General features: G+C 67.5%; 26 protein-coding genes. 8 read left to right on the forward strand and 18 right to left on the reverse strand.

Annotated elements, in window-relative coordinates; all coding sequences use genetic code 11:
• Positions 1-16 precede the first annotated feature (16 nt).
• From rfaE2 to CXX84_RS09005, 10 genes are all read right to left on the reverse strand, one after another.
• The gene (gene rfaE2 / locus CXX84_RS08960; RefSeq protein ID WP_102976367.1) at positions 17-1,555 is read right to left on the reverse strand and encodes a D-glycero-beta-D-manno-heptose 1-phosphate adenylyltransferase; all 1,539 of its coding nucleotides are present in this window, start codon (positions 1,553-1,555) and stop codon (positions 17-19) included.
• The gene (locus CXX84_RS08965) at positions 1,552-2,979 is read right to left on the reverse strand and encodes an aldehyde dehydrogenase family protein (RefSeq protein WP_102976368.1); all 1,428 of its coding nucleotides are present in this window, start codon (positions 2,977-2,979) and stop codon (positions 1,552-1,554) included. Before CXX84_RS08965 ends, rfaE2 begins: the two co-directional genes overlap by 4 nt.
• A 41-nt stretch (positions 2,980-3,020) precedes the next feature.
• On the reverse strand, positions 3,021-3,737 hold the full coding sequence (locus CXX84_RS08970) for an SDR family oxidoreductase (protein WP_102976369.1): 717 nt from the start codon (positions 3,735-3,737) through the stop codon (positions 3,021-3,023).
• A 46-nt stretch (positions 3,738-3,783) separates the two neighbouring features.
• Positions 3,784-5,205 (reverse strand): PfkB family carbohydrate kinase, encoded by a 1,422-nt coding sequence (locus CXX84_RS08975; protein WP_102976370.1) that lies wholly within the window; start codon positions 5,203-5,205, stop codon positions 3,784-3,786.
• Positions 5,202-5,912 (reverse strand): SIS domain-containing protein, encoded by a 711-nt coding sequence (locus CXX84_RS08980; RefSeq protein ID WP_102976371.1) that lies wholly within the window; start codon positions 5,910-5,912, stop codon positions 5,202-5,204. Before CXX84_RS08980 ends, CXX84_RS08975 begins: the two co-directional genes overlap by 4 nt.
• Entirely contained in the window at positions 5,909-7,162 is a 1,254-nt protein-coding gene (locus CXX84_RS08985; protein WP_102976372.1) for a glycosyltransferase, read from the reverse strand. The genes CXX84_RS08980 and CXX84_RS08985 overlap by 4 nt, the downstream gene beginning before the upstream one ends.
• Positions 7,159-8,202: a glycosyltransferase gene (locus CXX84_RS08990; protein WP_102976373.1), complete on the reverse strand. Its 1,044-nt coding sequence runs from the start codon at positions 8,200-8,202 to the stop codon at positions 7,159-7,161. The genes CXX84_RS08985 and CXX84_RS08990 overlap by 4 nt, the downstream gene beginning before the upstream one ends.
• Entirely contained in the window at positions 8,199-9,287 is a 1,089-nt protein-coding gene (locus tag CXX84_RS08995) for a glycosyltransferase family 9 protein (protein ID WP_102976374.1), read from the reverse strand. The genes CXX84_RS08990 and CXX84_RS08995 overlap by 4 nt, the downstream gene beginning before the upstream one ends.
• On the reverse strand, positions 9,287-9,823 hold the full coding sequence (locus tag CXX84_RS09000) for a D-glycero-alpha-D-manno-heptose-1,7-bisphosphate 7-phosphatase (RefSeq protein ID WP_102976375.1): 537 nt from the start codon (positions 9,821-9,823) through the stop codon (positions 9,287-9,289). Before CXX84_RS09000 ends, CXX84_RS08995 begins: the two co-directional genes overlap by 1 nt.
• A gap of 175 nt (positions 9,824-9,998) precedes the next feature.
• Positions 9,999-10,964 (reverse strand): sigma-70 family RNA polymerase sigma factor, encoded by a 966-nt coding sequence (locus CXX84_RS09005; protein WP_102976376.1) that lies wholly within the window; start codon positions 10,962-10,964, stop codon positions 9,999-10,001.
• A 148-nt stretch (positions 10,965-11,112) separates the two neighbouring features.
• Between CXX84_RS09005 and CXX84_RS09010 the strand changes: the two genes are divergently transcribed.
• Positions 11,113-12,168, forward strand: a complete 1,056-nt coding sequence (locus CXX84_RS09010; RefSeq protein WP_102976377.1) for an NAD-dependent epimerase/dehydratase family protein — start codon at positions 11,113-11,115, stop codon at positions 12,166-12,168.
• Here CXX84_RS09010 and CXX84_RS09015 read toward each other — a convergent pair.
• Positions 12,165-12,752, reverse strand: coding sequence for a hypothetical protein (locus CXX84_RS09015; protein ID WP_102976378.1), 588 nt, complete (start codon positions 12,750-12,752; stop codon positions 12,165-12,167). The two genes, CXX84_RS09010 and CXX84_RS09015, sit on opposite strands and share 4 nt — an antisense overlap.
• Positions 12,753-12,897: 145 nt before the next feature.
• On the opposite strand from CXX84_RS09015, the gene CXX84_RS09020 reads away from it, so the two are divergent.
• From CXX84_RS09020 to CXX84_RS09030, 3 genes are read left to right on the forward strand one after another with little or no spacing between them, the layout of a single operon-like run.
• Positions 12,898-13,896: a hypothetical protein gene (locus tag CXX84_RS09020; RefSeq protein ID WP_102976379.1), complete on the forward strand. Its 999-nt coding sequence runs from the start codon at positions 12,898-12,900 to the stop codon at positions 13,894-13,896.
• Positions 13,896-14,327, forward strand: a complete 432-nt coding sequence (locus tag CXX84_RS09025; RefSeq protein ID WP_102976380.1) for a phage holin family protein — start codon at positions 13,896-13,898, stop codon at positions 14,325-14,327. Before CXX84_RS09020 ends, CXX84_RS09025 begins: the two co-directional genes overlap by 1 nt.
• Entirely contained in the window at positions 14,324-15,019 is a 696-nt protein-coding gene (locus CXX84_RS09030) for a DUF3618 domain-containing protein (RefSeq protein ID WP_102976381.1), read from the forward strand. The genes CXX84_RS09025 and CXX84_RS09030 overlap by 4 nt, the downstream gene beginning before the upstream one ends.
• A gap of 66 nt (positions 15,020-15,085) precedes the next feature.
• Here CXX84_RS09030 and CXX84_RS09035 read toward each other — a convergent pair whose 3' ends face one another.
• Positions 15,086-15,928, reverse strand: coding sequence for a LysR family substrate-binding domain-containing protein (locus tag CXX84_RS09035; RefSeq protein WP_223253042.1), 843 nt, complete (start codon positions 15,926-15,928; stop codon positions 15,086-15,088).
• Here CXX84_RS09035 and CXX84_RS09040 point away from each other — a divergent pair.
• Positions 15,891-16,295, forward strand: a complete 405-nt coding sequence (locus tag CXX84_RS09040) for a DUF5997 family protein (RefSeq protein ID WP_102976383.1) — start codon at positions 15,891-15,893, stop codon at positions 16,293-16,295. The two genes, CXX84_RS09035 and CXX84_RS09040, sit on opposite strands and share 38 nt — an antisense overlap.
• 19 nt (positions 16,296-16,314) lie before the next feature.
• Here the strand turns inward: CXX84_RS09040 and CXX84_RS09045 are convergent, their stop codons facing one another.
• Positions 16,315-16,695, reverse strand: coding sequence for a VOC family protein (locus tag CXX84_RS09045; RefSeq protein ID WP_102976384.1), 381 nt, complete (start codon positions 16,693-16,695; stop codon positions 16,315-16,317).
• 261 nt (positions 16,696-16,956) lie between these two features.
• Between CXX84_RS09045 and CXX84_RS09050 the strand changes: the two genes are divergently transcribed.
• Both CXX84_RS09050 and CXX84_RS09055 read left to right on the forward strand, forming a co-directional pair.
• Positions 16,957-17,559: a hypothetical protein gene (locus CXX84_RS09050; RefSeq protein ID WP_102976609.1), complete on the forward strand. Its 603-nt coding sequence runs from the start codon at positions 16,957-16,959 to the stop codon at positions 17,557-17,559.
• Positions 17,560-17,641: 82 nt separating this feature from the next.
• Complete coding sequence (locus CXX84_RS09055; RefSeq protein ID WP_102976385.1) at positions 17,642-18,244, forward strand: DUF6919 domain-containing protein; 603 nt, start codon at positions 17,642-17,644, stop codon at positions 18,242-18,244.
• Between the two features lie 115 nt (positions 18,245-18,359).
• Here the strand turns inward: CXX84_RS09055 and CXX84_RS09060 are convergent, their stop codons facing one another.
• Complete coding sequence (locus tag CXX84_RS09060; protein ID WP_102976386.1) at positions 18,360-18,842, reverse strand: pyridoxamine 5'-phosphate oxidase family protein; 483 nt, start codon at positions 18,840-18,842, stop codon at positions 18,360-18,362.
• A 111-nt stretch (positions 18,843-18,953) separates the two neighbouring features.
• Positions 18,954-20,345, reverse strand: a complete 1,392-nt coding sequence (locus tag CXX84_RS09065; RefSeq protein ID WP_102976387.1) for a flavin monoamine oxidase family protein — start codon at positions 20,343-20,345, stop codon at positions 18,954-18,956.
• Positions 20,346-20,482: 137 nt separating this feature from the next.
• On the opposite strand from CXX84_RS09065, the gene CXX84_RS09070 reads away from it, so the two are divergent.
• The gene (locus CXX84_RS09070) at positions 20,483-21,169 is read left to right on the forward strand and encodes a TetR/AcrR family transcriptional regulator (protein ID WP_223253043.1); all 687 of its coding nucleotides are present in this window, start codon (positions 20,483-20,485) and stop codon (positions 21,167-21,169) included.
• Here CXX84_RS09070 and CXX84_RS09075 read toward each other — a convergent pair.
• From CXX84_RS09075 to CXX84_RS09085, 3 genes are read right to left on the reverse strand one after another with little or no spacing between them, the layout of a single operon-like run.
• Positions 21,143-22,138, reverse strand: coding sequence for an NAD-dependent epimerase/dehydratase family protein (locus CXX84_RS09075; protein WP_102976610.1), 996 nt, complete (start codon positions 22,136-22,138; stop codon positions 21,143-21,145). The genes CXX84_RS09070 and CXX84_RS09075 overlap by 27 nt on opposite strands.
• Positions 22,135-24,828, reverse strand: a complete 2,694-nt coding sequence (locus CXX84_RS09080) for an alpha/beta fold hydrolase (protein ID WP_102976389.1) — start codon at positions 24,826-24,828, stop codon at positions 22,135-22,137. Before CXX84_RS09080 ends, CXX84_RS09075 begins: the two co-directional genes overlap by 4 nt.
• Positions 24,822-25,874 carry a 3-oxoacyl-ACP synthase III gene (locus CXX84_RS09085; protein ID WP_102976390.1) on the reverse strand — a complete coding sequence of 351 codons (1,053 nt, stop codon included), beginning with the start codon at positions 25,872-25,874 and terminating at the stop codon, positions 24,822-24,824. Before CXX84_RS09085 ends, CXX84_RS09080 begins: the two co-directional genes overlap by 7 nt.
• Between the last annotated feature and the right edge of the window lie 160 nt (positions 25,875-26,034).

Genomic DNA, 26,034 nt, shown 5'->3' on the forward strand with positions numbered 1-26,034 from the left:
GTTCAACTACCCAACCCTAGTTGGTCTGCACGGCCCCTTCTCCGTCGCGGATCCGTTTGACCACTGCCGTGGTGGACCGTTCGGCCACATAGTCCAGGATGGCCACCCGGCCGCCGTATTCTTCCACGGCCGGTGTCTCCGCCAGCATCTCCGGGGTGTAGTCCCCGCCCTTGGCATACACCTCGGGGCGGAGCTGCCGGATCAGCGGGGCCGCGGTGGGGGTGTCGAAAACCGTGACGTAGTCCACGCAGCTCAGTGCTGCCACCACGGCCGCACGGTCCGCCACCCCGTTGATGGGCCGGCCGGCGCCTTTGAGCCGCCGTACAGATTCGTCGCTGTTCAGCGCCACCACCAGGACGTCGCCCAGTTGTTTCGCCTGGTTGAGGTAGCGCGTGTGGCCGCTGTGCAGGACGTCGAAGCAGCCGTTGGTCAGGACGATGCGCTGGCCCTGCGCCCGGTGCAGTTCCAGTTGCCGTTCGAGCTCGTCCGCGCCCAGGGCTGTGTCCGCGAACGCTTTCAGGTAGCGGCTGAGCTGTGCGGTGCTGCAGACCGACGTGCCCGGCTGGTGCACGACGACGTCCGCTGCGGACTGTGCCAGGTCCAGGCTTGCCGTCAGGGGCAGGCCCGCCGACCGGGCAAGGGTCAGGGCGGCCACAAAAGTGTCGCCCGCCCCGGACGCCTGTTTTTCAGCTGCCGGGCGCGCCCAGGTCCGGTGCGTCACGCCGTCGGGCCTCAGCAGGACGGTTCCATCACGGTCAAGGGTAACCACCACGGCCCTGGCACCCGTTGCCTCCAACAGTGCATCGGCGTGCTTGCCCACCTCGGCCGCCCGGTCCTGTCCGTCCCCCAGCCGGAAGTCCAGCATCCGCGCCGTTTCCTGCGCGTTAGGGGTTACCAGGTCGGGGCGGAGCGGCGCCCACGGGCGGGGGTCATGGGAGTCAACCACCAGCAGCGGGCCCGCCTCTGGCTCCTTGCCGTCCCTGCCGGGCAGCGCTTCCATGAGGCCGCGGCGGACGGGCTCGGCCAGTACGCCCGTGCCGTAGTCACAGACCATCACCGCGTCCTGGTGCTCGACGGCGGCCCGCACCGAGGCGGCCAGTTCAGCCAGTGCGTCGGCGGGAACGGACTTGGCGGAGTCGTCGATGCGGAGCATCACCTGCCCGCCGCTGCTGATCCGGATCTTGGTGGTGGTCACCATGTCCGGGTGGTCCAGCAGGTACGTGACGTCGATCCCCGCCGCCACCAGCTGGCTGCGGAGGTCCGCGCCGGCGTCGTCGGTTCCAATGATTCCCGCCACGGAGACCCGGGCCCCGAGGGCGGCAAGATTCATGGCCGTGTTGGCCGCACCACCCGGTACGGACTCGCGGACCTGCACGTCCACCACCGGTGCGGGGGCTTCACGGCAGAGCCGCTCGATGCTGCCGCTCCACCAGCCGTCCAGCATCACGTCACCAAGCACCAGGATGGCTGGTTGTTCGGCGGCCAGCCGCCCTGGCAGCCATTCCGAGAGCGCCCGCTGTTGTGAAAGGTCCACCCCTTCGGGAGAGGTGTTCATGACTGGTCCTCCGGCAGGGCCGCAGCCGGCGGAGCCGCGATGTGCACCACTTTGACCCGGCTGAACTCATCCAGCAGCTCCGGGCCGTAGCCGAAGCCGGCGCCGCTTTCACCCCGGGGCTGGGCTGCGCCGCCGGGGGCACCGCCGAATACCTCGTTGATCTTTACGGTGCCCACGGGGAGTGCGGCCACTGCCCGCTGGATGTGGGCAAGGTTGCCGGACAGGACCGTGGCAGCCAGTCCATACTTGCCGCTGCACGCCAGCCGCAGCCCGTCGTCGAACGACTCCACCACCTGGACCGGGGCAACCGGCCCGAAGGTCTCCTCCGTCATGACCTCCATCCGGTCCGTGCAGCCGGTGAGCACCGTTGCAGGGTAGAAAGCGCCCGGCCCCTCGGGGAGGGCGCCACCCTCCACGGCGTGCGCGCCCTGCTGGAGGGCATCTGTCACGTGGGCGTGGACTGCTTCCCGCATCCGTTCGTCCACCAGCGGGGCCACTGTGCCGTTACTGTTTCTGAGCGCCGCTTCCGCTTCCAGCGCGGAGCAAAACTCCTGTGCAATGGCCTCGTGGACATAGATGCGCTCAACTGCCACGCAGATCTGGCCGCTGTTGCTGAAAGCACCAATCGCGGCCTGCCCGGCAGCCCAGACGGGATCCACGTCGCGGTCCACCAGCAGGGGATCGTTGCCGCCGTTTTCCCGGATGACATGCGCTCCGGTCAAGGCCCCCGCCCGGGCAATGCGCGCACCCGCGGCACTGGACCCTACATGGGCGATCACATCCACTTCGCACTGGGCAAGGAGCGCGCCGACGCCCGCTCCACCGGAGATCGTCTGGAAAACACCGGGCGGGAACGCCGGGGCGAGGACCTCACCCAGGGACTCCCCGAGACGCGGGCAGCGCTCGCTGGGCTTGTGGACCACCGTGTTGCCTGTGACCAGCGCGGCACCGATCAGTCCGCACGCCACCGCAACGGGATCGTTCCACGGCGTCAGCAGCGCCGCCACTCCCCGCGGCTCTGCCACCGTGTAATCCGCTGCCAGCGCATTTCCCCGCAGGCTGAGGCCGCGGTGCACGGGACCGAGCTCGGCGTACTGTTCAAGGGTTGAAACTCCGGCGGCTATCCCGGCCAGCGACTCGTCCACCGGCCGCCCCGTTTCGCCGGCATTGAGTTCTGCCAGTTCCCGGGCGGCAGCATCCAGTGCCCGTGCGGCGCTTCGGAGTGCGGCGCCCCGCTCTGCCGGAGCAGTGCGGGCCCATTCGGCCGAAGCGCTCCGGGCCACCTCCACGGCGCGGGCCACGGCATCCGGTTCCGCCTCCGGCACAGTCCAGAGGACCTCGCCGGAGCGCGGGTTGCGGATGGTGATCCCGGAGTGGCCGGCTGCACCGGTCTCTGTGGTTGTTTCGATGGCAGTGGTGGGCATGGTGTTCCTCCCGTCGTTGCGGCTGGTGGTCGGTTGCGCCTTTAGGGCCAGGAGCCCTCTTCCTCGTGGCAGATCAGCATTTCGCGGACCTCGCAGCCGGTGGGCTGGTTCAGCGCGAACAGGATGGCCTGCGCGGTGTTGGCGGGATCGTTGAGCCGCGAATCGTCCTGCGGCTTGTACTGCTCCGTGCGGTCGTCGAAGAACCGCGTCTTCATGCCGCCGGGAATCATGGTGGTCACGCCGATTTCGCCGCCGGTTTCAGCTGCGAGCGCGTGGCTGAAGCCCACCACCCCGAACTTTGAGGCGCAGTAGGCCGTCGCGTCGGCAACAGCCCGCTTGCCCAAGGTGGACGCGACAGTCACCACCCGGCCGTGGGAGGACTTAAGGTACGGCAGGGCAGCGCGCACCACCGAAACGGTGCCCATGAGGTTCACGCCGATGACCTTTTCCCACTCCGGGGCTTCGACGTCGGCGAGCTTGCCGCAGCGGTCGATGCCGGCTGCCGTGACTACGGCGTCCAGTCCGCCCAGCGATTCGGCGGCCTCCCGCACGGCCGCCTCCACCGCCAGGCGGTCCGCGACGTCCACTTCGAAAGCCTTGACGGCGGACACGTTGCTGATGTCGCGGTCCAGCACTACCGGGGTGCCGCCCGCCTTCAGGACAGCGTCGACGACGGCGGCCCCCAGTCCGGAGGCACCTCCCGTCACAAGGACGCGGCCGGGGTTGTTGGTTACAGGCACGTTTGCTTCTGCAGTCATGGTGTTCCTTTCAATGGGAAATAGTAAAAATTGGCGGCGCGGAGCGTCAGCTCACCTTGGCAAGGGCATCGGCGAGGCCGGTGGTGGAACGGGCGGGGTGGTACGGAACGGTGAGGCACTGCCCTCCCCACTTCTCCACCAGGTCTGCCTCCGGCAGTCGGGCACCCTTGTAGTCCCCGCCCTTGACCCAGATGTCAGGACGAAGCCGTTCCAGGGCGGCTTCCGGGGTGTCTTCGTCGAAGATCATCACCGCGTCCACGCATTCCATGGCCAGCAGCAGCTCTGTCCTGTCCTGCTGGCCGATGATGGGACGCTCCGGCCCCTTGAGCCGGCGTACCGAGTCGTCCGAATTGAGGCAGACGATCAGGCAGTCCCCGAGCTCGCGGGCCGCGGCAAGGGACCTGACGTGGCCGGCATGCAGCAGGTCGAAGCAGCCGCCGGTGGCCACCACTTTCCCGCCGTTGTCCCGCACATTGCGGGCCAGCAGCAGGGGCTCGGTGGTACGGCGTTTCCCTGCTGACTGGCTGGGCGGCTGTACAGGTCCGGCAGTGGAGGCAACGGAGTCCGGCAATGCGGACACGCCCCCGTTGGCGAGGAAGTCCGCGGCGTCGTGGACTGCCAGTCCGGCCGCTTCCTCAAGGTCGCGGCCGGCCAGGAGGTGGACGGCCAGGCTGGCCGCAAGCCGGTCACCCGCACCGCAGGGATCACCTGCTTCCACTCGAGGGGCCGGCACGGCATGGGCAAAAGCGTTGCCCTGGCGCAGCAGCACTGCTCCCTCCTCGCCCTTCGTCACCAGGACGGCACGGCTCTGCCACTGCTCCAGCAGGATCCGGCCAACCCTGGCTGCCTGGTCCTGTGGGTCCTCGTCCCCGGGCCGCGCCACCTGGGCCAGGCCGGCCTGGGCGGCTTTGCTGGCCTCTGCAAAGTTGGGCGTCACCACGGCCACACCGGGAACGGGGTCAGGCCCGGCGGGATGCGGGTCCCAGATGATGGGCACGCTCCCGGCCAGCCGGGCCAGGAGGTCCCTAAGCTGCGGATTGGCTGCCAGGCCCCTGCCGTAGTCGGCAACAATGATCACGCCGGCCTTCTCCACGGCCTCGAGCATGGCGGGACTGGCTGCCGGGACCGGCGCCTTTCCGCAGCCTTCGTCGAAGCGGACCACCGGGTGTGATCCGGCCCTGACCCGGGTCTTGACCGGCGAGGCGTGGCCGCTGGGGCCGGCCACAAGGCGCACCCCGGCGAGGTGGGCTTCAAGCTGGCGGCCGGCGTCGTCATCACCCAGAACCGTCACCAGCGTGACCGGCCAGCCGTCCTCGGCAAGCATCCGCGCCACCAGGCCGGCGCCGCCCGCACGCCGCTTGACCCCGGAGACATCCACCACGGGAACGGGCGCGTCCGGGCTGAGCCGGGTAGCCTCACCGGACAGGTCCACGTCCAGCATCACGTCACCTACGACCACGATCCTCATGCCCTGCCTCCCCTGGCGGAAGCTCCGGCATCCGGAGCGCCGCGCCGGCCCACCTCCAGGTCGAAGGCGCGGCACATCGCATGCAGCGCGATCAGGTGCCCTTCCTGCGCGTTGGCGTTGAGGGCGTCCACCATCACTGCCTCATTGCAGGCGTCGGACAAGGGGTTCGGACCGGCGCCGGTGAGCGCCCACGTGGTGATGTTGAGCCTGGCGGCGACTTCCGCGGCCCGCAACAGGTTAGGGCTCTTGCCGCTGGTGGACAGCAGCATCAGCACGTCACCGGACCGGCCGTGTGCACGCACCTGCCGTGCGAAGACGTCGTCGTAGCCGTAGTCGTTGGCGATCGCCGTGACGGCCGAGGATTCGGCGTGCAGGGAGATCGCTGAGAACGGGACGCGCTCGCCGTCGAACCTTCCCACCAGTTCCGCCGTGAGGTGCTGCGCCTCCGCGGCTGAACCGCCGTTCCCGGCGGCGAGGAGCCGCTGCCCGCGCAGCAGGCGCTGCGCAAGTTCCACTCCCCACGCGGCGAGGCGGCCGGACTGGCTCCGCAGCGAATCCAGCGCCGGCACCACGTTGTCCAGGTGGGCCTGGACGATGTCTGCGGTGACCGGGTCAACAAAACCTGGACCGGGGAGGACAGCGGGCAGGGCCTGTGGTGCGGCCAGGGTCCGGAGGCCGGTTTCGTGAAGGGTCCATTCTGCAGTCACAGTGCCGCTCCTTCCATCGGGACGACGCCGGCAGGAGCCCCTGCCGCCGCCAGCTGATAGGCCTTTTCGGTTTCGGCTGCCACCCGGTCCCAGGAATACCGGGTACGGGCCCGCACTGTGCCCGCGTTTCCCAGCTCCGTCCGAAGTGCGGGGTCTCCGAGCAGCATGGCCAGGGCAGAAGCGATGGCCTCCGGATCCCGGGGCGGCACATGCAGCCCCGTCCCGCGGTCCACCACGGTGTCGCGGAGGCCGCCGACGGCAGCCGCCACCACAGGCACGCCGCAGGCCATGGCCTCCAGCGGGACTATGCCGAAAGGCTCGTACCAGGGGGCACACACCACAGCGTCGGCGCTGCGGAAGAGTCCCGGCATCTCACTGCGGGATACCTGGCCCTGCAGCCGAACCTGGTCAGCCACGCCAAGGTCCGCGGCCAGGTCCATCAGCCGGCGCACCTCCGGATCTGCGTCGAGCACCCCGGAATCGCCGCCGCCACCCACGATCAGCAGTTCGACGTCGTCGAACCCGCCCTCCCGCAGGTGCGGAAGCGCCCGGATCACCAGGTCAACGCCTTTGCGTGGCACCAGGCGCCCCACCGAGAGGATCCGGTGGCTCCGCGTCCTTGCCGCCACGGCCCCCTCGGACGAAAAGAAGTTCAAGTCCACTCCGCACGGGGCGATGGAAATTTTGCCTGTGTTGATGCCCATGGCCTTGAGCTCAAACACCTCATCAGAGCACGTGGCGATGATCCTGTCGGCGGACCGGCCCACGCCCGGTTCCAGCCAGCGGCGTTCCTGCGGGCTGGTGTCCTCGGCACCCTGGTGCCGGCGCTTGACCGTGCCCAGGGCGTGGAAGGTCTGGATGACGGGAACCCGGTACCCGGTGCCAGGCCGCCTGGCGGCGTCCAGCGCAGCCAGGCCGGACATCCAAAAGTGGCCGTGCACCACGTCAGGCGGCCGCTGGCTCCAGTCCCTGGACACACCGTCAGCAAGCTCACCCATGAAGGGCAGCAACTCATCCTTGGGAACGTGGCAGGGCGGTCCTGCGTCCACGTGCACCACGTCGAAGCGGCTCCCCACCCGGACCCTGGCGGGAAGCTCCGTTGCGTCCCTGCGGGTATAGACGGTGACGTGATGGCCCCGCTTGGCCAATGCTTCCGACAGTGCCGCAACGTGCACGTTCTGTCCGCCGGCATCCACCCCGCCCAGGGCCGCCAAAGGGCTGGCATGTTCTGAAATCATCGAGATTCTCATGGGGTCTTCCTCTCTCGCGCCGGGACAAGGATCCGCTCGTCCGGGACGTTGTTACTGGCGGCCAGCGAGCGGGTCGGCTTGCTGACCAGGTCCCCCAGGAGCTCGTCCCAGCGTTGCTGGAACCTGCCCAGTCCGTAGCGTTCCAGCGCTGCCTCACGCGCGGCGAGGCCCCGCCGTCGGGCTTCCTCCGGATTGGCTGCCAGGCGCTGCGCGCCGCGGAGCAGCTCATCGATGTCGGCAGACACCACGCCCGCTTCCGGGGGCACTGCCCGCGGTGCTTCCGTGGTGGCCAGCGCAACCACCGGCATTCCCAGGTGCATGGCTTCCAGGAGGGACAACCCCAGCGATGTCCAGCGCATCGGGTGCACGTAGACGCGGCAGCGTGCCAGTTCGCGGTGCAGCTCCTGCGTTTTCAGGTCTCCCCGGGAGGTCAGCCGGGACGCCCCGATTCCGGTTGCGGCTGCCAGCCCGTCCGTCTTCATACCGAAGACCTGCAGCGGCGCCACGGCGGCGAAGGCGGGCAGCAGGTCCGTGCCCGTCACCCTGCCGCGGCGGACAGGTTCATTGACGACGACACCCAGTTCCGGCAGCTCGCCTGTATAAAGCTGCCCGGGGTCCGGTATTCCATGCTCGATCACCAGGCTTCGCGCTCCGCCGTTGTCCCAGGCGAGCCGGTTGAAGTGCGTTACATGGACCAGGGGGATGCCGTCCTGGTCCGCGAGCGGGTGCCGGGTGAAGGGGAAGTCGCCCTTGGGCGTGTTGTGCTCAAGGTACACGGCAGGAAGGTCAACGCCCGGCCGGCGGCCCAGCGCCCGGGCCACTTCGTCAATTTCCTCCGGGCGTTGAAGCACGACGGCGTCAACGGCGTCACCGTCAAGCGCCGCCAGGTCCACCTCCCGGACTGACGCAGGCCAGTCCCTGTCCGCAAGGCCAAGTCCCCACGCCCCACCCCCCGGCAGGACAGGAAGGAGGTACTCATGACGGCCGCGCACAAAAGCGTCCGTCCAGGAACCGTGGACATGCCAGAGCAGGATTCTCATCTGTTGCGGGCCTTTCTACGGGTACTGACGTGGGTACTGAAAGAGCTCACTCCGCCCATGAGCCGTTCAACCGCTCCCACCACTTCCTCGGGCGAAACGGAGTCCAGGCAGGGGTGTCCCGGAACGGGGCAGACGCGGGCGCGCGTCATCCTGCAGGGGGCGTTCTGGTCACCCAGGAGCTCCAGCGGAACTCCGTAGGGTGCCCAGCGGATGGCCGGCACTACAGGGGAGAAGAGACAGGCAACGGGGGTACCGACGGCGGCCGCGAGGTGCGCCGGGCCCGTGTTGCCGCTGACCACGGCATCGGCCCCAGCCATCACCCCCGCCAGCGTGTGCAGGTCAGTGCGGCCGCCGAGGTCCAGTGCGGAGGGGCCCGCCACTGTTGCGGTCAGGGATGTTTCGCCGGGGCCGCCGGTGACCACCACGCGATGCCCTGCGCCCTGGAGGAGTTCGACGGCGGCCGCGTGGTGCAGCGGGGGCCAGGCCCTGGCGGGCACGGCCGCACCCGGGTGCACCACCACATAGGGCTCCTGCCCCACCAGGTCCCGTACATCCGGCACGGAGGAGAGGCGTAGTTTGCCGTCGTCCCCGGCCGGGAGCCTGAACCCTGCCGCCTCAGCGATGCCCAGCGCGCGTTCCGCCTCGGGCTGGTCCTCGGGAAAGTCCTCGCCGGGTTTGAGCCTGACATCGAGGAGCGAACCGGCGTAATCGGTGGAGGCCCCGGTGATGCGCTCAACGCCTGCCAGCCTCAGCAGCAGCGCCAACGGCAGGGGTGACTGGTGGAACGACGTGAGGATGACGGCTTCGGTGATCCTGGAGTTCCGGACGTACTCAATGAGCCGGTCTGCGTGCGGGCCTGTCATTTTGGGCGCCGGGTTCATGATCCACGGGCTGTCCCAGCTGTAAACCTCGGCGGCCCCCGGGAGCATCCCGGCCGCAGCTTCGCCTTGCCTGCCGCAGAGCAGGACAACCTGGTTGGGCCTGCTGCCGTCAGGGATCCTGCCATTGGCCACTGCCCTTACAGCGGGACCGGCCAACAGCACGTCACCCATGCTGTCCAGGCGCGCAACCAGGACCCGCGCCATTACCGCCGCTCCTGCAGCAGGCGCACGGCGCCGGCCAGGTCCTGCGCCACCAGCTCCGCTTCAGCCACTTCCGCGGCAAGGGTCACCGGGGTGGGGACCAGGATTCCGGTAGCGCCGGCAGCTTCCGCTGCCTTGACATCAGCACCAATGTCCCCGATGAGCGCGGCCCCGGCCTCCGGGATTCCCAGCTTCCGGCAGGCGCTGTGGACCATGCCCGGCGCGGGCTTCCGGCAGGTGCAGCCGTCCTGCTCCGCATGCGGGCAGACCTCCCACACGTCAAAGGGGCCAAGGAGTTCTTCCACCCTGGCATTGACGCTGGCTACGTCATCGGCACTGATCATGCCGCGGGCAATGCCGGACTGGTTGCTGATCACGCCGGTGGCTATGCCCTCGGCACGCAGCGCGTCGAGCACTTCCTTGGCGCCTGGCATCGGTTGGACGCGGTCAGGGTCCCCGTTGTAGGGCACATCGACCACCAGGGTCCCGTCCCGGTCGAACAGGACAGCCCTGAGCTTGGAGGTTACGGAGCTTCCCATATCCTCCCTGTTCCCCACTGCTCCTGCTCCTAAACAGGGCCGGACGCTTTTCTCACCTTTCGGCGGTTTTGCAGCAAGGCTCTGAACAGGCAAGATAGCGCTGCGATGGTTCCGCTGGCGGTCCTCCTGGCGCTTCCGGGACGGCGGGTCCGGCAATTCGGCGGGCGTCCGGCCGCTATCGCGTCCTGGCGCGGGCAGTGCTCCTGCGGACAGGGCTCTTGCCCGACGGAGCAGGAATGCCCAGCCCCCGGACAGACCGGAGGGACGCGCCGGACGACGCTCCGAAACCTGTCCCGTGGCCCGCTTTCCTTTGCACTGCGCTGCCACGAACTTCTTCCGGCTCCCCCTGAAATGCACTGCTTTCGAGCCTGCGCTGGAGGTCCACCAGGACCCGGGCCAGACGCCGCGAGACCTGCATCTGGGACATGCCCAGCCGCTTTCCCAGTTGCACCTGGGTCTCCTCGCAGAAGTAGCGGCGGTACAGGAGCTCCCTGTCCGCGGCGTCCAAATCCTGCATGGCGTCACGCAGGCACGCCAGCTCCTCCAGGCGCTCCAGCGGTGTCTCCGGACATGCCAGGACTTCACCGATGGAGGGCGCGTCGGAATGGGGGTTGACGGCGTCCAGCGAGTCCGGGTGCATGCTGCTCGACGCCGAGATTGCTTCCTGCACGGCAGCTGGATCTTCATCAAGGGCGCCTGCCAGTTCCGCCACGCTGGGGTTCCTTCCCAGCGACTGGGTCAGCTCCGGCTCTGCCCTGAACATGCGGGTGCGCAGGTCCTGGATGTGCCGGGGCGGGCGGACCACCCACGTGCGGTCACGCAGGTACCGCTTCAGCTCTCCGGTGATGGTGGGGGCAGCGTATGCCGGGAAGCTTTCCCCCTTGGACTGGTCAAAACCGCGGGCAGCCTTGACCAGTCCAAGGTAGGCAACCTGGTTAAGGTCGGCGCGCTCGCGTCCACGGGCCTCGAAGCGGGCTGCCAGGGCCTCGGCCAGGTCCAGGTATCCGAGGACCAGATCGTTTTCGAAGGTCTGGCGCAGCCGCCCGGCTTTGGCCCCGGCAGGGCTGCTTCCGGGGAGCTCAGGCTGGTGCTGGTGGACGGGCGTAGTATCCACGGCAAGTGCGGAAAAGTATTCGGGCATTGTCGTTGGTTCCCTCGGGGTCGGGGTCCGAAAGCCTGCGGCAAGACTTAGCAGTAGGAAATCATAAGGCTGCTTATAATTCAATCCTTACCGGTTCCAGGTCCGGTGTGTCACCAGTACCGGCCGTCCACGCCAAGGAGTTCTTGCCATGCACATCGCCATCACCGGGGCCAGCGGAAATGCAGGAACAGCGCTCCTGCGGAAGCTGCAGGCCCAGCTGTCCGAAAAGCCGGGAACCATGAAGCTGACGGGGATCAGCAGGCGCCGCCCGGACACCAGCCGGGAGCCCTACTCAGGCGTGGAGTGGCACACCCTCGATGTCGGCCGGGACAGCGACCGCCCACTGCTTGACGCCGCCCTGGCAGGAGTGGATTCCGTGGTTCACCTGGCGTGGCAGATCCAGCCCAACCGGGACCTGGAGCAGTTGTACCGGACCAACGTTGACGGAACCCGGAACGTGCTCGGAGCAGCGGCAAGGGCAGGGGTGAAGCAGGTAGTCTGCGCCTCGTCCGTGGGGGCCTACAGCAAGGGCCCCAAGGACGGGCGGACAGATGAATCGTGGCCCGCCCGGGGCATGGCCGGATCCCATTACAGCCGGCACAAGGCCGAGCAGGAAGAAGCCCTGGACGCGTTCATGGCGGCGGAGCCGGGCATCGCCGTGGCAAGGCTGCGGCCGGGCCTGATCTTCCAATCCGATGCAGGGAGTGAAATCGGAAGATACTTTTTGGGGCGCCTCATACCCCGGCTGCTGCCGGGGAGGCTGCGGATTCCGCTGCTCCCCGCCCCGGACAACCTGGTCTTCCAGGCGGTTCATGCTGACGATGTGGCTGACGCCTACTGGCGCGTCATCGACCAGCGGGCCTCCGGAGCTTTCAATATTGCAGCTGAACCGGTGCTGACACCGCAGGAACTCGCCCGAACCCTGGGCGCGCGCAGGATCCTTCCCATTCCGATGGGGCTGTTGCACAAGGTTGTTGGCCTCACCTGGAGGCTGCGGCTCCAGCCCACCGACTCTGGATGGGTGGACATGGCGGCCGGCGCTCCCGTCATGGACACCGGCCGGGCCCGCCGGATCCTCGGCTGGGAGCCGAAAATACAGTCCACCGATGCGGTCAAGGCAGTACTCCAGGGGATGGGAACGGGGGAGGGAGTCACCCCCTCCCCCGTGCTCACGCCCAGGAACCCGGTTCCACCCGGAGGCTAGATGCCCTGGCGGGGATTCTCCCGGTCAACATGGCTGCCACCTGAACGGTCGGCACCCTCATCGGGGCGGTCACCCCTGTCGTGGTGGGCTCCACCATCCCGGGCAGCCGGGCCTCGGGCAGTGCCAGCCGCAGCTCCGGCCACACCCTCGTGGCCGGCCTCACCGCGGTTGGTTCGGTCGCGGCGGCCATCATCCTTGACGTCGGGATCAATCTCGTCAGCTTTACGCGTCCGTTCATTGACGTCGTCGCGGAGCGTCTTGGCCTCAGTCGCCTGCTGGTCCGCCTGCTGGCGCAACCGCGCCGCCTCGACCTGCGCCTGCTCAGCATCTGCACGGGCGCGTGTCGCCTTCGCTTCGCGCTCGCGGGCATCAAGTTCCCTGTTTTCGGCATCGCGGCGGATTTCCGCAGCCTTTTCGCGGTGCGACTCGTCCCGCTTCTGCTGGATCGCCTTGCGGCGCCGCCCGCCCACCAGCAACAGCAGCACAATCAGCACCACCACAACAACGGCAACTACAACCCAAACCCATGGAGCTGTTTCCAAATTACCCACCACTTTCCACTTGATGTGACCGGACAGGCCCATGCCTTTCCGGCTGACTCTTTTGGAACCGTTTATAACTCGTTTAGCAAGGGTACTTACCTTTTATTAGTAATCATGCTTATTATTTTACGGCCAGTATTGCTGGTTCTTGATCAAATACCGGCCTTCTTGGAAAGAGAGAGCGAAGATGACAGAGAACCAATGGCCCCAGGACCCCGACTACACGGCTCCGCCGGCCTCCACAGGAATTCCGGGTGAGCGGAACGCCGCCACCTTCCCATCCGCTGCGACGACTCCCCAATATGGCGAAGGGCAGACCGGTGGCGCTTCAGGGGCGTCCAGGAAGGACGCGGCCAAGGAAGAAGCAGCAGACGTAGCCCGCACGGCGAAGGGTTCCGCCCAAAATGTCGCGCAGACCGCGAAGAGCGAAGCCGCGAATGTGGCTTCCGAGGCGAAATCCAGCGCCCAGGATCTGTTGCACCAGGCGAAGTCAGGCCTGACCAGCCAGGCGGGCACGCAGCAGCAGAAGGCCGCTGAAGGCATCCGCACCATGTCCAGCCAGCTGCAGAGCATGGCGGACGCGCCGGAGCAGCAGGGCATGGCAAGTGACCTGATCCGGCAGGCCGCCCAGCGCAGCGAATCCGTCGCGTCCTGGCTTGAGAACAAGGAGCCGGGCGACCTGCTCGGCGAAGTCCAGAGGTTCGCCCGCAACAAGCCGGGAACCTTCCTGCTGCTCGCGGCAGGCGCCGGCATCCTGGCAGGACGCCTCACCCGCGGCCTCACCGCAGGCGCGGCTGAAACCTCAACGGGCACGGGCACAACGTCCGGCACGGCCGGTCTCGCCGGCCAGTACTCCGGAACGGACTACGCCGCGAGCCAGTACGGCGACCAGTACACCGAGTCCTATGTCCCGGCGGGCGGGACAGTACCGCCCCCTCCGGTCCAGCTTCCCGGCCCGGCCACTACCACGGCCGGTTATGACGGCGGGGCTCCCGGCAGCAGCTATTCCGACCCCACGCGACCTGCCAGCCCCCTGGACAGCCCGCAACTGGTGGAAGAGGAGCCCTGGTCGGGAACCCGGACAGCTGAGGACCCCCTGGGTGACCCCCGGATTGCCGCTGATCCGCTCGATGACGATCCCCTCGCCCGCGACCGCCGTGCCGGCGGGCAGTCAGGCGGGCTCTGATGAGCAGCCAAATACCAGAGCCTCCGCCCAGCGAGGCGCATATGAAGGCCGACAACGCGTCATTGGGTGAGTTGCTCGGGGATGTGACCCGTGACCTGTCCACACTGATGCGCCAGGAAGTCGAGCTGGCCAAGGCCGAAGCCAAGCAGTCCGCCACCAAGGCAGGCAAGGGCGCGGGCATGCTCGCAGGGGCAGGCGTGGCCGGACACTTCGTCCTGCTCTTCCTGTCCCTGGCCCTGATGTTCGCCCTGGGCGCCCTGATGCCGCTGGGCTGGGCCGCCCTGATCGTCGCCGTCATCTGGGGCATCATCGCCGCAGTCCTGGCCTCGATCGGCCGCAAGGAACTCAAACAAATCAAGGGCATGCCCCAGACCGGCGAAACCCTGTCCGAAATTCCCCCAACCCTAAAACCAGGTGAGGTAAACCGATGAGCGATAACCCGGACGCAATCCGCCAAGACATAGAAGCCACCCGCGCACGCCTCGGCACCAACGTTGACGCAGTCGCGGACAAGGTCACGCCAGCCAATGTCGTCCAGCGGCAGACCGACAAGGTCAAGGGCAGCGTTAAGGACGCCGTTGCAGGCGTCAAGGAGAAGGTGATGGGAGCAGCCGATTCCGCCACGTCCACAGTCGGAGACAAAGTCTCCACTGTCCAGGACAAGGTCTCCTCGGGCACCAGCAGCACCGGCGGCGCCATGCACTCCACCGGGGACAGCCTGCACGGGGCCAAGGACACTGCCGCCGCCAAACTCTCCGGCGCCGGCACCGCGATCTCGCATGCACCGGACCAGGTCAAAGCCAAAACCCAGGGCAACCCCCTGGCCGCCGGCCTGATCGCCTTCGGCGCCGGAATGCTCCTGGCCTCCCTGATCCCGGCCAGCCAGAAGGAACGCGAAGCCGCGGACCAGCTCAAGACCGCCGCCCAGCCCCTGGCCACCCAGGTTACCGATGCGGCGAAGGACATGGTCCAGGACCTGAAGGAACCGGCCCAGGAAGCCATGGAGAACGTCAAGGCCACGGCCACCGACGCAGCCCAAAACGTCAAAGCCGAAGGCCAACACGCGGCCACCGACGTCAAGGACCGCGCCACCGACGCCAAAGACAATGTGAAAAACACCTAAGAACATTTAGGTAGGGAAGGGCGGCTCCCATGGGAGCCGCCCTTCCGGCGTTAACAGGGCGTGCGGTTACCGCTTGCCCTTCTTCCGGGATCCCTTGCCCCGCCCCTTGTCCGGGTTGGGGGCGTACCGCTGGGCAACCTTGGGTGCCTTCTTAGCTCCGGTGCCCCGCCGGTCCGGTTTGGGGTCCTTCTTGGTTTTCACCGGTTGGGCTGAGGGCTGGCGTGAGCTTTGCGCCGTCCGCCCCCGCACGATCCCAATGAACTCCTCGATCACCTCGTCGGTGGACTCCGCGGGCCATACCAGGGCGATTTCCGTCCCGGCGGCACCGGTCAGCCGCCGCGCCACGGTGTCCTTGACGTTCAGGTGGCGCGCGACGGACATGGGGAGGATTGCCAGGCCAACGCCCGACGCCACCACCTCCAAGGCAGGCCCAGGGCCGCCAAGAGCAACTACGTCAAGGAAGGCTTCCTGTTCCAGGTCGGCCAGGGCCACTTCCTCGAACACCGAGATCTCGTGCCCCTTGGGCGCCACCACCACCGGCTGTTCCTCGTACAGCGGAATGACGTTGAAGCCCTCGCGGTCCACGGGGAGCCGGACAAAGCTGAGGTCCGCTGAACCGTCACGAAGCACTTCCAGCTGCGCGCCGTCGTCGGACATAAATGCCTGCAGCGGAACGTCCGGCATCCGCTCTTCCCAGCGCCGGATCCACTTGCCCGGCGTCACTCCGGCCACGTAGGCGATGCGGAGTTCGCGCGGTGCGGCGTCGTCCGCCTGGTCAACCGGCTGGGCCTGGTCGGCAGGACCAGTGGTTTGGGGGATGTTGTCGGAGGGCACGTCTTCACAGTACCGTCCGCCCGGATACCCTTGAAGCATGACCTCTGCAAACTCCCAGTCCATGAAGCCGGCCACTGTTGCCAAGAAACTTGGCATCTATCTGCCCGCAACACCGCAGGAGTTCCAGGATTCAACCATTACCCGCGCCGAGTTCGCCGAACTGCAGGCCAACCCGCCGGAATGGCTTGCCGAACTCCGCCGCAACGGCCCGCATCCCCGTCCCGTTGTGGCCCAGAAGCTCAACGTTTCCATCAGTGGACTGGCCCGCGGCGGGATCGAGGACGCACTGACGACGGCGGAGATCACCGCCCTGCTGCAGGCTCCCCCGCAGTGGCTGGTCACCGAGCGTGCCACCCACGCCGCAGTCCGGGCCCAGGCCCAGCGCGTCAAAGAAGAATCCGCCAAGAAGGAAGCCAAGCGGGCACGGGCCTCGGCCGAGTAGCTCTGCCCCGGGCTGCCGGTCAGTCCTGGTGCAGCTGGATGAAGTTGCCGCAGCCGTCGTCGAACACTGCGCTGATCCCTGAAGGATCCTCCGCTGGCTCGCTCTTGAACACGACACCCGCGTTCACCAGCCGGTCGTATTCCGCCCGCACATCCGTGACGCCGAACACGATGGCCGGCATCCCGGCGTCGTGCAGCGCATTCATGTAGTTGGCGCCGATCGGGTTATCGCTGGGTTCAAGCAGCAGGCCCACCGAGCCTGCATCAGCGCCCGGGTCCTTGATGATGAACAGGTTGTACTCGGGCATGGCCATCAGGGTCTCGAAGCCGAGGGTGCCGGTGTAGAAGGCGTGGGCGGCGGCCGGGTCCTTGACGTGGATGCTGCACATTTTGAGTCTCATGGTGCCTAGGGTACGCGTCGAAGCAGGGCAGAGGTTCCCATCGTCGTCCACGACGCCGCCCTCAGCCACCTGGCAGCTCCGCCGCTTCAAGGGTCCATGCGGGACCTGAAACGCGGGCTGCCGCATAGTCCGCAGGACTGTTCAGGCTGATGTCCCGGGCGTCGGCCCAGGCCATTGACCACGGTTCCCGAACAGGGTGCAATGGAATGACCAGTCCGGGAATCCGCGGCCCGGGCGTGCGCTGGAGGTCAGGTGTTCGCCATGGGGGATGGAGTGTTCGAGGGACTGCTCCAGGGGGTCTGGGCCCTGATGCTCGCGGGCCCGGTGCTGGTGGCGGGTGTTGCCGCAACGGTTTTTGTGGTCCGGCGCCGGGCCCTTTCCGGCGGGGCCAGCGGGAGTGAACGTTCGGACCAGCTGTTCTGGGACCTGTTCCTGGGCTCAGCAGTTGCGGTCCCTGCGCTGCTGATCCCCACCCTGATTTCTCCGTGGACCGGCCTGTTCCTGGGCGGGGCGGGCGTGGCTGCGGGCATCGCTGCCTACCGGGGCACCCCCAAGTATCTTGCACGGCGCGCCGCCCGCAGTGACCACCGCGCACTGGAGTCCGCCCACCTGGCAGCCCAGGCCCGGCATGATGAACTGATTGCCCGTTGGCGGCGCTATGAGCTGGACCCGGCCTGCAGCATCGACTATCCGGCCCTTACCGACGTCCGGCTTCCGGAGACGTCAGCCCTGATCAAGGCGATGCGGGCGGCGGACCAGCTGCGCAGCGATCCCCACCAGGAATATCCCGACGCCGTCACCCGCCTGGCTGCCTCCCTCGCCGCTGCCGAGCGGGCAGCCGGCGTTCCGGCGGAACAGGCCTAGGTGGCAGTTTTTCAAACGGCCGACGTTAAGTGGTGTGTCGGCCGCAGTGGAGTGGGCTGGCGGACGGCGATAGCATCCGAAGATGAAGCCAGAGGAATTACCAGCACGTGACCAGTTCGGCCGGCTGCTGGAGGACCGCGGGGTCTGGCGGCAGGCAACCACCCTCGCAGCAGCCGGTGAGTTGACCGCCCGTTGGCTGGCGGGCGCAAGCTCCTACCAGCCGGGGCACTTGGCGCCCGGCTTTGACGAGGAGACCACCCCCATCGCGGCTGCCCTGGCAGAGCTGAACCGGAACGGGCTGTTCACCAAGGAGTCGCAGCCCGGCCTGATGTCCGGCCCTGCCGTGCAGCGGGAGTACGTCACGGGTTTTTGCAGCGCCACCATGGCAGGAGCACTGTTATCGCTCTCCACCCGCACCGAACTGGTGACCGTAGCCCACGCCCCCGGTGAGGAGAGCAGCGCCGCCATCCCCGTGACCCTCGCCGGAACGGAGGTGACCACAGTGCTCGGCTCCAGCGAAAACCCGGTGGACGAGGAACAGATCCGGGACTGGGCGGAGGAAACCAACGATCATCTCGCGCTGCTGCTTGCGGACTCCTGGTACGTGGAAATCCTGGACCCGGTGTGGGGCCGCACTGATGTGCTGCTGCCGGCGGTACTTGGGGCACTGACAGGCCAGGATTAACCTGCTGCCGGGCCCGCACCCCTGACCGTCCCGCTTTAACGCCCCACTCGCGTTAACGCCCCAGTCGCGCCAAAGGCGGGGCAGCACGTGCTGCCCCGCCTTGGTGCATGTGAACCTACAGCTCCACCGTGCCGCTCTCGCCAACACTCATCCTGCTGTTCGTAACCTTGGACTTGACCCACTGGAGCACCGTGGCAGCGGTGCCGCCGGGGCTGGTCCAGTATTCCGCCGAGTCCGAGTCGATGCGGAGCAGGCACACCTCGGGGGTGTCCGGGCCATCCGGGAACCACGCTTCAACAGCCTGGTTCCACATTTCACGGATTTTCTCCCGGTCCGTGACAACCTGAGCCGTTCCCGCAACGGATACCCATTCGGTGTTCTTGCCGAAGGAAACGTTGACGCGGGGGTCTGCCCGGACATGGGCAACCTGCGAGGTGCCGAGTCCCGTGAAGAACCACATATCGCCGTCGTCCTTGACATCCTGGACAGCCAGCGGCCGGCTCACGAGGGCGCCTTCTTCGTTGATGGTGGTCAACATCCCGATGTGGGAATCGTTGATGATGTCCGTAACCTTGCTGATGCTCTCAGTGTCAGTCATATCTCACCTCAATCGTCTGCGTTGCAGGGAAACTCCCCACCAGCCAGCCTATTGGTAAGCATGCTTATTTTCCAGCCCGGAAGGCCTTGTCCGCCCTGCGCTGAACCGGGATCAGGCGCCGGCGGGCACGGCCACAAGCGCGGTCTCGGCGACCCTGACAGCAGTCTGCCGGCCCATCCGGATGGCACCGTCCACGTGTTGGTAGCCTTCGGCGGCGAGGTCGGAGCAGGACCAGTAGATGGGCCCTACCGGTGCCAGCTGGTCCTTACCATAGCGGTGCAGTCCCCCGAGGTCATAGCTGGCCGCGTACGCACCGCGGGTCCATTCCTCCGAGCCCCAGTCCGACTCGTAGTACACCTCGGGCTCAAGTGCCTCGGCGCCGAGGAACCCGGCAATGGATTCCAGGATGGCGCGCTTGCGCTCTTTGGCATCCAGCTCGAAGACGGCGTCGGCCTTTTCATCCGACACAAAGCCCACCAGGGTGCCTCTCGTGTCCCCGAAGTTGGTGTTGTCATAGACCTCCTGGACCAGGGACCCGGCCCCGAAGCAGGTGCCGGAGAGGCCGGAGTTGCGCCAGAACGGGCGGCTGTAGACCGCGTGGACCTTGATGACCAGACCCAGTGACTGGTGCTGGTGCATCTGGTGCTGGCGCCGGGGCAGCGGCGGGTTGAACGAGACTCTGGAATAGAGGTTGGGCGGCACGGCCATGATCACGAACCGGGCGTTCACCGTGGCCCGGTCTGATTCGACGGTGACGCGGTGGCCGCCGTCTGCGTCCGGCTCCCAGTTGATGGTGCGCACCGGGGCATTAAGTACGACGTCGTCACCCAGCTCCTGTGCGAGCAGCAGTGATACCTGCTGCATACCGCCCACCACCCGCCGGTCCAGGATGAAGTCTTCGTCCGTCAGATGGCTGAAGGATCCGGCGGAGGCCGCCATCAGGACCGCCTGCAGGGCCGAGAACGCGTGGGCCGGCTTGGTGAGCATTCCGCCGGCGATGAACAGGCCGATGTTGCTGCATGCCTCCTCATTGGCCGAGTTCTGCCGCAGCCAGTGGTGGAAGGAAATGGTGTCGAGCTCGCGCGCCTTGGGATGAGCCCAGGGTTCGGTGGCACCAATTTCGGCGGCGAGGCCATCGAGCAGGGCGGTAAGTTTGCTCATTTCGGCCTCGGTGTCCGCGTCCACGGGGAAGGTATCGCCCGTGTAGCGGACCGGGATTCCGTCCTTGCCGATATACATCGACTGGCCCTCCCGGTAGCGGGAGTACGTCTGCAGGCCGAGTTCGTCCAGCAGCTCCAGGAGTACGGTCTGGTCCGGCGAGACCCACTGGCCACCGATTTCGAGCATGGCTCCGTCCACGGTGTCGGTCCAGGTGCGGCCGCCCACCCGGTCACGCGCCTCAAGCACCGCGACGCTCAGGCCCGCCCTCTTCAGTTCACGGGCAGCGGTAAGCCCGGAGGGTCCGGCTCCAACGACCACGACGTCGCGGTTCAGGTTCAGCATGATGTCCTCTCTTCGGTCCTGCGATGACGGGGACCGCTAAATGAATGCCGTTCATTTATTAGAACTATAGCGCCTGGCGCACGCGACCGGAAGGGCCGGGTGGAATAATGCTGGAGACCACCAATGAAAGGGCAGGAATGCCGGCAGTATCAGCCACCCAAGGGCGCTCACCAGGGAATGCCGGAACGCAGAGGCGGAAGGCCGGCAGGCCGTCAGCCGCTGTCCTGGACAAAGCCGGCATTACGGCCGGCGCCCTGAAGCTCATCAGCCGGAAAGGCTACGACGGCCTCACCATGGCTGCCCTGGCAAAGCAGCTGGAGGTGGCGCCGTCGGCCCTGTACAACCACGTGGCAGCCAAACGTGACGTGCTTCTCCTCGTGGAGGACCACCTCACCGCCCTTGTGGATGTGTCCGGCTTCGGCACTGCGTCCTGGGAGCAGGCCGTACGGACCTGGGCCTGGAGCTACCGGAACGTTTTCGCCGAGCACACGCCGCTGATTCCCGTGATTGCAGTCCTTCCCGTCACCGACGCGCCGCAGACCCTGGCCATGTACGAGACCGTCAGCAAGGGCTTCCTGGCTGCAGGATTTCCACAGGAACGCGTCGTGTCCTCGATTGTGGCCCTGGAATCCTTCATCTTCGGCTCTGCCTATGACGTCACCGCACCGGAGGACATTTTCGAATCCGGTTCGATGGCGGAGTCCACCCCGAACTTCACGGCCGCGGTGCGAAGCTCCGCCGGCGTGCCGGGACGCCCGGCTGACGTGGCTTTCGAGCTTGGACTCGAGGCGCTGATCTCAGGGCTGGGTGCCCTGCGGGGCTGAACGGGACGCATAGTGTTCCGCCAGCCTCGCCAGTCCCTCGTCAAGCGGGACGGCGGGCTTCCAGTCGAGGAGTTCCCGCGTTTCGCGCTGGTCGAACCAGTGGGCGGTGGAGAGCTGCTCGGCGAGGAACCTCGTCATGGGCGGCTCCTCTTGCCGCCCCGCCCGGGTCCAGACCTTCTCCACTACCGCTCCTGCCGCGCGCGCCACCGCACCCGGCACGGACCACGACGGCGCCGGGACACCTCCCGCGGCGCAGATTCCCGCCAGCAGCTCGCCCACCGGACGCGGCTCGCCGTTGCTCACCACCAAGGCCCGGCCATGGACGTGTTCCATGCGGTGCAGGGCGGCGACGATGGCCGCTGCGGCGTTGTCCACGTAGGTGGTGTCGATCAAGGCAGCACCGGCATCGAGCAACGGCAGCCGGCCCCGGCCGGCGCGTGCCAGGACCCGCTCCACCAGCTGGGTGTCGCCCGGTCCCCACACAATGTGCGGGCGCACCGCTGCGACCCGGAACTCCGGAGTGTCTGCGGCCAGCGCCAAGAGCTCGGCCTCGGCCTTGGTGCGGGAGTAGTCGCCGTGCGCACGCCGGGGATCAGCCGGCTCGGCGCCAAGCCCGGCGATGGCGGCGCCCGAATTGGCCACGGACGGGGACGAGACGAAGACCAGGTCCCTCACCCCGGCCGCACGGGCGCACTGGAGGAGGCGGCGGGTCCCCTCGACATTCACCTCATCGAACTCTGCGGCGCGGCCAGTGAAAGAAACTTTCGCGGCCAGGTGGATGACTCCTTCGGCGCCTTCGACTGCCCGCTGAAGCGCTGCACCGTCGGCAACTGAACCGCAGAAGTCCGTGGCGCCGTCGACCCCTGATGGACGCCGCTGGAAGGTCGCAACGGCGTGGCCCTGGCGTACCAGCAGCCGCGCCACTTCTCCCCCCAGCAGCCCGCTTGCGCCCGTGACAAGGACCCTCATGGCTTTCCTGGCCGTCCGCCGGCCAGCACCCGCGCAGCCCATCGGGACAGGCGGCTCCTGTCGATCTTGGCATTGTGCCGGATGTCCGTGGGCTGTGCCGGCACCGCGAGAACAGCGGAGACGCGGACGCCCGCTGCCAGGGCGGCCCGGCGGACCTCACCGGCAAGCTGCGGCGCAACAGGGCCCGCTTTCCGCGCGGGCGGTACGGTTTCGACGACGGCGACCACGGCCTGGGTGCCTGCCGGTCCCACACCGGTGATGGCCGCCAGCCGGACGGAGTCAAGGCGTTCGATGGCCTGTTCCGCGCCCACCGGCATCACCACGGCACCGGGCGCCGTGACGAGATGGGCGAGGCGCCCTTCCACCCAGAGCCGCCCGGCGTCGTCGAAGTGCCCTACGTCTCCGGTCCGGTGCCATCCGGGCATGCCGGCGCTTTCGCGCTGGGTCAGCCAGAGCCTGTCGTACGCTTCCTTGACGTGCGGTGCGCTGACCAGGATTTCCCCGGTCACGCCGGCCTCAGCCACCGGACGGGACGTGGGTGCCGTGCCGTCTTCGGCCAGTGGAACGACCGCCACCCGGGCGCCGTGCACGGGCCGGCCCACACACACCCCGTTGCCTGCTCCCGCCACAGCGCCCGCGGCAGCATCGGCGTCGGCCGCCTGGATCTGTTCGAGGCTGATGTCGGTGACCGGCAACGCCTCCGTCATCCCGTAAGGGGTGTGCAGCGAGGCCCGGGGCAGCAGCCGCTGAACCTCTGCCAGCAGCGGTTCAGGGACGGGCGCGCCGGCGGACAGCAACAACTCGACTCCCCTGAGCGCCTCATGCCCTGCCGCACTCAGGCCGTCACGGGTGGCGAGGATATTGCGTAAAGCCGCCGGTGAGGCGAAGACAACGGTGGCGTTGATCGCCGCGGCAGCATCGGCGAGCGCACCGGCCGTCAAAGTGCGGGGCGCAGTGACGTCCATGGCCGGGGTCACCGATACCGCTCCGAGCGCCGGTCCCAAAAGGGCGAACGGGGCAAAGCCGGCCACCAGCCGGGCACCGGGACGGATCCCGAAGGTTGCGCCCACCGTATCCCGCATTGCGGCCAGCTGCCGGTGCGTATACAGCACGCCCTTGGCGGGGCCTGTGGAACCGGACGTGAAGAGTACGGCAGCGGGAGCATCGGGATCCATGCTGTCTGCAGGCTGTCCGAATCCGCGTGCGGCACCGGAACGGGCCAGAACGTGAAGGGACGTCTCGACACCCAGGACCCGTCGGCGTGCGGCCGGAAGGTCCCGCACACTGATGCGCCGCCCCGGCCACCCGAGCACCGAGGCAGCCGCGAGTGCCCTGTCGATTCCGATGAGGACATCAGGGGTGGCACCCTTCACGGCGCGGCTCAGGCCCTTGGTTCCCAGTCCGGCGTCGGCCACTACCACCACTGCGCCCAGCCGCAGGCAGGCGTAGAGGGCAACGGTGAGGTCCACTCCGGGCGGAACCATCAGGCTCACCCGACTGCCCCTTCCCACGCCGGCTTCCTTCAGCCCGGCAGTGAGGTCCACGATGCTCCGGTCCAGCTGCTGCCAGCTGAGGGACCGGGCGGGTGAACCGTTCGGGGACATTTCCACAACAGCGGGGCTGCCGCCTGCCGGTCCGGCCGCCTGCCCGTCGAGCAGGTCCCACAGTGGCCGGAATTCCGCCTGCTCCGGCCCGGCCCCATCATCGGGCGACCCGCCGACCGTGCGGCCAGGCGCTGTGGCTTCCGCTTTCCCCGATCCGCCGGGGGTGTTTTCGCCGAGCCACTGGAAAACAGGCTGGGCAATGTTCCGGTCTTCTGCCAGGAGATGGCCCGCGCCTTCGAAGCGGTGCACGGCCGCGTGCGGAAGCCGGCTGATGAGGTCCTTGAGGTACCGGTCGGAAAAGATGGGGTCCCTGGGGCCCCAGAGCATCAGCGCCGGGACCTTCAGTCCGTGCAGTCCTTCCGCGACGGCGGTAAGCGCCGCAAAGCTGGGGTGTGAAGCGTCCACGGGTATATCGGCAACAAAGTTCCCTACCCCGGCGCGGCGGTCGGATCCGCGGTAGGGGGCCATGTAGGCCTTCCGGATGGCAGCAGGCAGCGGGGGGTCCGCCAGCGAGTGCGTCACCCGCAGAAACGCGTCCGACGTCGTGGTTCCCCACTTGTGCACGGCGGGGTGCAGGGCAAGGCGCAGTGCGGGCGGGATTCCCGAACCGGCGGGCTGATGGACGGCGGTGTTGGTCAACACCACACCGGCGAGGAGCTGTGGGTGCGCCAGGGCCCAGCCCAGGCTGATCACTCCGCCCCAGTCATGGCCCACCGTCACCACTGGCCCGTCCAGGCCCAGCGCCTGGGTCAGGTCGCCGAGGTCGTTGATCCGGTCAGCCAGCCGCCGGAAGGTTCCGGTCCTTTCCGAGGAGCCCATGTCCAGTTGGTCCACTGCCACAACGCGCCACGGGTGGTCCGGGTTGGATCCTGCGGCCAGCAGCGTACGCCAGAGGTAGGACCAGGTGGGGTTGCCGTGCACGCACAGCAGGGTACCGGCGGGTGACAGCCCCAGGCGCGACAGCTGCGCGCCGTTGTCCAGCAGGTGCCAGCGGCGCACAGCGCCTGCATCGACGCCGGACGTGGACGGCACCTCGATTGTCCGGGACCATTCCGCATCCACGCCGGGCCAGTTCTCGGCTACCAAACGATTTCCACCATGCCCGTGTTCAGTCCTGAACCAACCCCCATGCACAAAACCCGGTCCCCGGCGTTAAGTGACTGTGCCTCGGCTGCAAGGGTCATGGGAAGCGAGGCAGGCCCCACGTTGCCCCAGTGCGGGAACGTGATCGGGACCTTGTCCGGATCCAGGTCAATGGCATTGATGATCGCCTGCGTATACGCGTTGCTGACCTGGTGCGTGACATAGCGGTCCATAGCGGCCCAGTCCCACTCCGGCTGGGCTTCGTGCCAGGCATCAACGACGAGCTGCAGCCCGCCGTCGAGCAGGCCCTTGGTGTCGGTGGTCATGCCGTCGATGCCTCCCACGCACAAACCGTGGTGTTCGCTGCCGGCACGCATCACTCCGCCCACAAGCCTGTGAGCTCCCGGGTGCTCGTCCGCGGGACCCAGCACGGCTGCGGCGGCCCCGGAACCCAGCGTGAGCGTGGCGAACTCCCGGTTGAAGTCCTCACGGGTGGTCTCAGGCCGCTGCAGCCGGGCAAGCGTGGCCTCCTGGGTGCTCTGGGAGTCCTCGCCGTTGACGATCACCGCGTATTTGATCTGGCCCGAATCGATCATGTTGGCCGCCATGGTCAGTCCGTTAACGAAACCGAGGCATGCGTTCGCCACATCAAAGTTCATCGCTGAGGATGGCAGGCCGAGTGTGTGGTGAATCTTCACGGCGACAGAGGGTTCGAGGTTGCGCCGGGTGACGGACGTGTTAATCAGCAGGCCAACCTGGGACGGTTCGACCCCGGCCTCGGCCAGTGCCTTGGCGCCCGCCTCGGCGGCGGCATCATCAAAAGACGTGCCGGCCGCCCACCATCGCCTGTGCGTCACTCCGGCGACGCGCTCCAGCAGCCGCGGCGGGAACTTCAGCCGCTGCAGGGTGGAAGCCAACCTGCGGTCAAAATCCGTGGAACTGACGATCCTCGGAGCCTCGACGCTGCTCACCGAAAGCAGCGCTGTGTTGCTATGCCGGAAGGTTGCGTTCCCTGCCAATTCAAGCCCCTGTTCGTTTCCGTCCTGCATTTTGCGGTGACTGTACCCATAAACGCACAACCCAAGAGCTTAACTATGCTGGTGCCGGCCCGGATCCTGCACATTTCCCGCTCCAATTTCCGCGCCTGCCCCCCGGCGGGGTGCACAGCAATAAGCCCTTCCCCCTCGCTGAGCCTGCACGAGTTCCTGT

It is taken from the genome of Arthrobacter sp. AFG7.2, from assembly GCF_002892835.1.
Classification (GTDB): Bacteria; Actinomycetota; Actinomycetes; order Actinomycetales; family Micrococcaceae; genus Arthrobacter.